Genomic DNA, 3,958 nt, shown 5'->3' with positions numbered 1-3,958 from the left:
CGGGTCGCCGGCATGAGTGCTGATGTTGCCGGTCTTCGCCGAGAGGTCGAGGACGCACTTCTGGCGGATTTGGCCGGGCGGCACCTTGTCATAGCGGACCTTGATGCCCGTCAGCGCCTCGAACTCCGGGGTGAGGGCGATCAGGTTGTCGAAGTAGCTGGCGGGGATCACCGCCACGTTGACCGTCTGGCCCTCGGCGAGGCGCCAGTTGATCCTCGCCTTCTGGTAGGCGCCGAGGTCAAAGGACTGTGCGTACGCGAAGCGTGCGATCCACGGCGCGCCAGCCAGCGCGGCGGCGGCCTTCAGAACCTTGCGGCGGGAACGCAGACGGGACTGCGAATGCTTCGATTCCATGGGACCCTCCTTTGATATAACGTTATAGGATGACTTCAGCGAATGTCAACGTGGCGCGCAGCTTCGATTACCTGATCGTCGGCGGCGGCTCCGCCGGCTGCGTGCTCGCCAACCGCCTGAGCGAAGGCGGCAGGCATTCGGTACTGCTTCTGGAAGCCGGGCCGCGCGACACCTACCCCTGGATCCACATCCCGATCGGGTACGGCAAGACGATGTTCCACCCTGTGCTCAACTGGGGCTTCGTCGCCGAGCCGGACCCGAACTTGAACGGCCGGCGCATCTACACGCCGCGCGGGCGTACCCTCGGCGGCTCAAGCGCGATCAACGGGCTGATTCAGATCCGCGGCCAGCCCGAGGACTTCGACGGCTGGGCGGCTTCGGGGGCCGCGGGCTGGAGCTGGAAGGAAACGCTGCCCTACTTCATCAAGTCCGAGTCGTTCTGCGGCGGCTCCGGTCCCTGGCACGGAGCCGACGGGCCGCTTTCGGTTTCCCGCATCAAGGATCGCCATCCGCTCGTCGAGGCGCTGATCGCCGCCGCCGCTGAGCTCGGCATCCCGCGCAACGACGACTTCAACGGCCCGACGCAGGAAGGCGCAGGCTACCTCCACCTCACCACGCGCAACGGCCTGCGCTGCTCGGCCGCCGTGGCGTACCTGCGCCCGGCAGAAGGGCGTCCGAACCTCGCCGTAGAAACCGACGCACACGTCACCCGGGTGCTTTTCGACGGTGCGCGGGCGGTAGGCGTGGAGTACGCCCGGAAAGGAAGGACACTCCGCGCGCGGAGCGCGCAGGAAGTGATTCTGTGCGCCGGCTCCGTCCAGTCGCCGCAGTTGTTGCAGCTCTCGGGGATTGGCCATGGTGAGCACTTAAGCCGACTCGGCGTCCCCGTCGTACGGCACCTTCCGGGCGTGGGTGAAAACCTGCAGGATCACCTCATCCTGCGGCTCATGTACAAGTGCGCACAGCCGATCACCACGAATGACCAACTGCGCACGATCCTCGGGAAGCTCGCCACCGCGGCACGCTGGGCAATCCTGCGCCGCGGGCCGATGGCAGTAGGGGTGATGATGGGCGGACTGATTACGCGCGCGCTGCCGGATGCGAAGACCCCCGACTACCAGTTTTTCCTGAGCACGGTGAGCGCCGAGGAGCGCGGCGCGACGCCGCATCCCTGGTCGGGCTTCACTTTCAACTACTATCCGCTGCGCCCGACGAGCCGCGGCTGGGTGCGCGCGCTATCGCCCGATTCGAGGGCGCATCCGGCGATCCGGTACAACTACCTTTCAACTGACTACGACCGCCGGGCGATGGTGGCGGGATTCAGGCTCACGCGCAGGATCGCGGCAACGCGCGCGTTCGCGCCCTATGTGGCGAGCGAATACAGGCCCGGGCCGGAGGTGCGCTCGGATGACGAAATGCTCGCGTACATCCGCAGCACCGCTACGACCGGCTTTCATCCGTGCGGTACCTGCCGGATGGGCACCGACGAAGGCGCCGTCGTGGATCCGCGCCTGCGGGTGCACGGCATTCAGGGCCTGCGCGTCGCCGATGCCTCGGTGATGCCGACGATCGTCTCCGGCAACACCAACGCGGCGACGATCATGATCGCCGAGAAGGCGGCCGACCTTATTAAGGAAGACGCCCGATCCTAGTCCACCTTCGCGCCGGCGGCTTTGACGATTGCCGGCCACCTCGCCATGTCTTCGCGGATGAACCGGGCGTAGTCGGCGGGGCTCGCGCTCGGCGCGATCTCCATGCCGACGGCGGCAAGGCGCTCGGCGGCCGCCGGGTGGCGCACCGCCTTGACGATCTCCGCGTGCAGCTTCTGCACGACCGGCTGCGGCGTCCCGGCAGGCGCGGAGACGCCGTACCACTGCAGGGTCTCGAAGCCGGGGAGCCCCGATTCGGCGATGGTCGGCACATCGGGGAGAATCGCGACGCGCTGTCTGCCTGTCACGCCGAGCGCCTTCAGCTTGCCGCTGCGGATATGCGGCAGCACCGGGGCCAGGCCAAGCATGCCGAGCTTCACCTGGCCGCCGACCACATCGCTGATCGCCTGGCCGCCGCCCTTGTACGGGATGTGCGTGATCTGCAGGTTGCCCGCCATGACCTTCAGCAACTCAGCGCCCAGGTGTTGCGCGGTGCCGTTGCCCGGCGAGGCGTAGGCGAGCTGTCCGGGATTCCTCTTTGCCTCGGCGATCAACTCCCTGATGCTGTGGATCGGCAGCGAGGCGTGGGCGACGAGCACGTGCGAGCCGGTGACGAGATTCGTGATATGAACGAAATCCTTGAGGAAATCGTAGGGCAGCTTCGAGTAGAGCGCCGGTGCGATCGTGTTGTGATCGCCGATCACGAGCAGCGTGTGGCCATCCGGGGCGGAGCGCGCGACCGACTCGGTGCCGATGTTGCCGCCGCTTCCCGGACGGTTCTCCACCAGGATCGGGTGACCGAGGCTCTCCTGCAACGGCCCTGCCACCGCACGCGTCGCGACATCCATCACGCCGCCCGGCGGGAACGGCACGATGAAGCGGACCGGCTTCGTGGGATAGTCCTGCGACGCGGCTGCGAAGGCGAACCACAGTGAAGCGAAAATAGCGAGTCTCACGGCACGTTTCCCATGTCGCGGAAGCCCAATATCGTACTCATTACCAGTGACCAGCAGCGCGCGGACTGTTTCGGTTTCGAAAATCCGCACCTCCGCACGCCGCACCTCGACCGTCTCGCGGCCGAGGGCATGCGATTTTCGGCGTGTATCACTCCCAACCTCGTCTGCCAGCCCTCCCGCGCTTCGATCCTCACGGGGCTCTTGCCCCTCACCCACGGCGTCTGGGACAACGGCGTGGATCTCGATCCTCGTATCGGCGAAGAAGGCTTCGCCGGCACGCTCGCGCGCGCAGGCTACCAGACGGCATTCTTCGGCAAGGCGCATTTCGCCACCAAGGCGACCTTCCGGCCGACCGGCACTCCGGAGTGCATGCGGAGCGGAGCAAGATACGGCCCCGCCTGGCACGGACCCTACATGGGTTTCGAGCGCGTCGAGCTCGTGGTACTCGGCCACGTCAACAATCCGACGCCGCTCGAGCGCCCGCCGGTCGGACACTACGAGCGCTGGCTGCTTTCGCGTGCCGACGAGCATGAAGTCCTGCATCTGCTCACCGCGCCGGCCGGTCCGGATACGGAGGGCGCGGCGCAAACGTGGCACTCCGCGCTGCCGGCCGCCTGGCACTCGAGCACGTGGCTGGCCGACAGGATGACGGGCTTCCTGCAAACGCGGGACCGATCCAGGCCGTTTTGCGCGTGGGTTTCGTTTCCCGATCCGCACCAGCCTTTCGACTGCCCGACGCCATGGAGCCTGTTGCACGAACCCTCGGCAGTGCCCCTCCCGCGGACCCGGAACGAAGATCCGGTGACATCCCGGCCGTGGTGGTACAAGGCAACGCTGGAGGGCATCCCGGCGCTCGCCGATCCGCAGTTCCGCCACCTGCGCGCCAAGGTCTCGCGCATTCCGAAGCAGACCGACCGCCAGCTGGCGCAGATGACGGCCAACTACTACGGCATGATCTCGCTGATTGACCACAGCGTCGGCAGGATCCTCGATGCACTG

4 protein-coding genes are annotated in these 3,958 nt (G+C 66.9%); 2 read left to right on the top strand and 2 right to left on the bottom strand.

Annotated features, from left to right (window positions below):
- Window positions 1-354 (bottom strand): hypothetical protein (locus VNM24_00335; GenBank protein HWQ37045.1); only part of this gene is annotated, 354 nt, incomplete at its 3' end.
- 50 nt (window positions 355-404) lie between these two features.
- Here VNM24_00335 and VNM24_00330 point away from each other — a divergent pair.
- Complete coding sequence (locus tag VNM24_00330; GenBank protein HWQ37044.1) at window positions 405-2,006, top strand: choline dehydrogenase; 1,602 nt, start codon at window positions 405-407, stop codon at window positions 2,004-2,006.
- Here the strand turns inward: VNM24_00330 and VNM24_00325 are convergent.
- Entirely contained in the window at window positions 2,003-2,851 is an 849-nt protein-coding gene (locus VNM24_00325) for a tripartite tricarboxylate transporter substrate binding protein (GenBank protein HWQ37043.1), read from the bottom strand. The two genes, VNM24_00330 and VNM24_00325, sit on opposite strands and share 4 nt — an antisense overlap.
- Window positions 2,852-2,971: 120 nt before the next feature.
- Here VNM24_00325 and VNM24_00320 point away from each other — a divergent pair.
- Window positions 2,972-3,958, top strand: a 987-nt coding sequence (locus tag VNM24_00320; protein ID HWQ37042.1) for a sulfatase-like hydrolase/transferase, incomplete at its 3' end; no start/stop codon positions are given.

It is taken from the genome of Burkholderiales bacterium, from assembly GCA_035560005.1.
GTDB lineage: Bacteria > Pseudomonadota > Gammaproteobacteria > Burkholderiales > Eutrophovitaceae > DASRFY01.
This window is presented reverse-complemented; position numbering and strand designations above follow the sequence as displayed.

Bases quoted from the DNA above. Each gene is read 5' to 3' on its own strand.
- VNM24_00325 (HWQ37043.1), bottom strand. From the start codon at position 2,851: ATGGATGTCGCGACGCGTGCGGTGGCAGGGCCGTTGCAGGAGAGCCTC.